Genomic DNA, 2,897 nt, shown 5'->3' on the forward strand with positions numbered 1-2,897 from the left:
GAGAGCTCCCGCGCGCGGCCCCGGATGAGGATGTCGCCAGCCGCTACGACCCTCCCAAGCGAATTACTTCACAGGTCCAAGGATAGAGCGCATATGTCGAAGGTTCAGGAATTTCAAGACAGGGTCGCCCAGGCTCTGCTAAAAACGGCGGAGACGTCTGGCTCTCACGCTATCACCGCGTCCATCACGGTATCAGCACCCGACAGGTCGCATGCAGCCGCTGAAGTGCACGAGCTTCTTGCGTACGCCATGGAGGTCGGGAACGACAAGGGCATTTTCACGCACTTTGATGTGCCGCCCACCGACCTGGCCATGGTGCCCGCGCCGAGTCTTCAAGCTACCCAAGTCGCTCTCTCCCAGGCGATGGAGCAAGCGCACAGCGTAGAGGTCCACCGCGACGCTTTGCTCAAGGCAAACATGGAGTTGGCGGAGGCGTTAAACGACAGCGTTGGCGCAATCGGCGCGATGCGCGACCAGATTGACCAAATGAAAGGCATGTTCCCGGATGACGATGGGACCATCGCGGAGGCTCTCAAAGCAGGTGAGGACGCCGTAAGTAAGGCAACGCAAGTCCTCGAATCCGCAGCCACTGCCTCGCCTCGAAAAGCGTTCCGGCCGCGTTGATCCGCACCAATGAATGGCCTCCAAGCGAGGTCAGCGACGGCAAGCCGCCAAGGCTTGCCCCGTTTGTGTGCCGAGCATGCTCAACAGCTCGGGGGTGAAAGTCCCCTATCCAGCCTGATGGTGGCGAAGGATTAGTGAAGCGCAAGGGCGTCGTCGCGAGGCGGGGTCTGAAAGAAGCGCGGAACAAAGCCACGACCTGACGGACAGAAACCAGCTATGAGGCCTACCCGGCCGGACGAGCAAGCAAGCAATTGCGAAGTCCATAACCATCAAGGGCCGGGGTGGTAAATCTGGCAGGTGTGTGGCGAAGGCGGTTGAGCTTACCTCGGGAGGCCTGCCCGGTGTCCTGGAATCTGGACTGAACGACCCGTAAGGGGCGTTGACCGCCGTGCAGGAGTCAGCAGACGGCATAGTAGGGCGGTGACGCCTGAAGGCCCGAAGGAATGGAAGGAGTAGCACGGCCCTCGATGTTGCGGCGTCTCAGATGTTCACGAGAGTGAAGCTCGCCAAACCAACCTAACTGGGTGAAGCCCGGAATGGCCCAACTGCAGCGAGACAATCAACGGCGGCGGGTCGCGCGGACCCGCATGCCGGGTGGTGTGGGAGGGGTCGGGCCGTGAGGCCTGCCCCTATCCCGATTTACTTTGCATCCCCTCATTTCCCACGCCCGCGCAGCGGGCGGAAATGTATGAGGTTGCCTGGTTCACCCCTTGTACCGGCGCGCGTGCCCAGGACCATCAACGCCTCGGATCAGAATCCAACCAAGCCTGCGCGCCAGTCCGATTATTTCCGGCCTTCCAGTCCAGCAAAGGCCGCACACCGCGCGCATGTCGACAAGGGGCTGGACTCCCCGGCGCGGGATGCCCTGGTGAAACAAACCATGGCCGGTATCCGGCGGATCCTGGGGACGCGACAGCGCCAAGCCAAAGCGCTAGTCAAGGACGACTTACTCGAAATGCTGGTGATGGTGGATCAGCGCAAGCCGATGCAGGCGGCGCGCGACCGCGCGCTGCTGCTGGTAGGCTTCGCTGGGGCGGCGCTCCGAATTGGTAGCCATCCGCTGTGAAGACATCACGGATCATGCCAACGGCTTGGAAATCCTGATTCGGCGCTCGAAAACGGACCAGGCCGGCGCAGGGCGCACCGTGTTTATCCCCCACGCGAAAGGCGCGCGGTGTCCGGTCAAGGCGCTGCAGCAGTGGCTGGAATTGGCAGGGATTGGATCAGGCCAGGTATTCCGTGCCGTGAACCGGCACGATAGGGTTGGCAGCGCTGCCCTGTCCGCGCAATCGGTCGCGTTGATCGTAAAGGCGGCAGTCAAGAGGGCTGGCGGCGACCCGTCCGCCGTCTCTGGACACAGCATAAGAGCGGGTTACGTCACGACGGCCGCCGAGACCGGTTTGCAGCCTCACCAGATTAAGGAGTAAACGGGCCACCGGTCAGACGCTATGCTGGCCCGCTATATCCGACCCGTGGCGAAGCGGAAAATTCCGAGCTTACGTTGAATACCCATTTTCCAAGCTAGGGCGTGTTGACATTTAGCAATTTCTGGCCTCGAAGGGCTGTTAACTTCGGCCGGAATCTGTTTACATCCTGTCTTTTGCGCGAGGCAGGAATGGCAAGAAGGATGTTGCGGGACGACCAGTATGAGCGCATCGCGCTGCTGCTACCCGGTAAGGCCGGGGATCGGGGACGAACCGCCGCCGACAATCGGGAGTTCATGGAGGCCGTGCTGTGGATTGCCCGTACCGGCAGCCCCTGGCGAGACTTGCCGGAAGAATTTGGCCACTGGAACAGTGTGTACAAGCGGTTCGCCCGATGGTCGCGTGCCGAGGTATGGCATAAGGTATTTGCCGCGCTGGCAGGCGATGCGGATTTCGAGGAAGTCTTCATCGACAGTACCATTGTGCGCGCCCATCAGCATGCCGCCGGAGCACCCAAAAAAAGGTGACCAGGCGCTGGGTCGATCGCGTGGTGGCCTGAGCACGAAGATTCATGCACTGGTTGACGGACTGGGCATGCTGGCGAAATTTCGCCTGACCGGCGGACAGGCGGGCGACAGCCCCGAGGCGTTGCCCTTGTTGGGGGAGGTGCGGCCAAACAGTGTTGCCGCCGACAAGGCTTACGATACCGACGCCCTCATCGAGCACCTGCACAAGTTCGATGTCCAGGCTGTCATCCCGAGTCGGGCGAACCGGCTTGTACAACGTCCATTGGATAAGCATCTCTATCGGTCCCGCAATCTCGTCGAGCGTTTCTTCGCCCGCATCAAA

5 protein-coding genes are annotated in these 2,897 nt (G+C 61.3%); all 5 read left to right on the forward strand.

Going from position 1 to position 2,897, the window contains the following annotated elements; genetic code table 11:
* Nucleotides 1-93 precede the first annotated feature (93 nt).
* Nucleotides 94-624: a hypothetical protein gene (locus E1J61_RS36650; RefSeq protein WP_133098633.1), complete on the forward strand. Its 531-nt coding sequence runs from the start codon at nucleotides 94-96 to the stop codon at nucleotides 622-624.
* A gap of 724 nt (nucleotides 625-1,348) precedes the next feature.
* Complete coding sequence (locus E1J61_RS38585; RefSeq protein ID WP_243737133.1) at nucleotides 1,349-1,690, forward strand: hypothetical protein; 342 nt, start codon at nucleotides 1,349-1,351, stop codon at nucleotides 1,688-1,690.
* Complete coding sequence (locus E1J61_RS38590) at nucleotides 1,671-2,051, forward strand: hypothetical protein (RefSeq protein WP_243737134.1); 381 nt, start codon at nucleotides 1,671-1,673, stop codon at nucleotides 2,049-2,051. The genes E1J61_RS38585 and E1J61_RS38590 overlap by 20 nt, the downstream gene beginning before the upstream one ends.
* Before the next feature lie 200 nt (nucleotides 2,052-2,251).
* Nucleotides 2,252-2,575 (forward strand): IS5 family transposase, encoded by a 324-nt coding sequence (locus E1J61_RS37700; RefSeq protein WP_165971635.1) that lies wholly within the window; start codon nucleotides 2,252-2,254, stop codon nucleotides 2,573-2,575.
* The coding region (locus tag E1J61_RS37705; protein ID WP_165971636.1) for an IS5 family transposase at nucleotides 2,547-2,897 on the forward strand (351 nt) is incomplete at its 3' end. The genes E1J61_RS37700 and E1J61_RS37705, both read left to right, overlap by 29 nt.

Source organism: Cupriavidus sp. L7L, from assembly GCF_004353535.1.
GTDB classification, from domain to species: Bacteria; Pseudomonadota; Gammaproteobacteria; order Burkholderiales; family Burkholderiaceae; genus Cupriavidus; species Cupriavidus oxalaticus_A.

Coding starts and splice junctions, on each gene's coding strand:
- E1J61_RS36650 (WP_133098633.1), top strand. CDS start 94: ATGTCGAAGGTTCAGGAATTTCAAGACAGGGTCGCCCAGGCTCTGCTA.
- E1J61_RS37700 (WP_165971635.1), top strand. CDS start 2,252: ATGTTGCGGGACGACCAGTATGAGCGCATCGCGCTGCTGCTACCCGGT.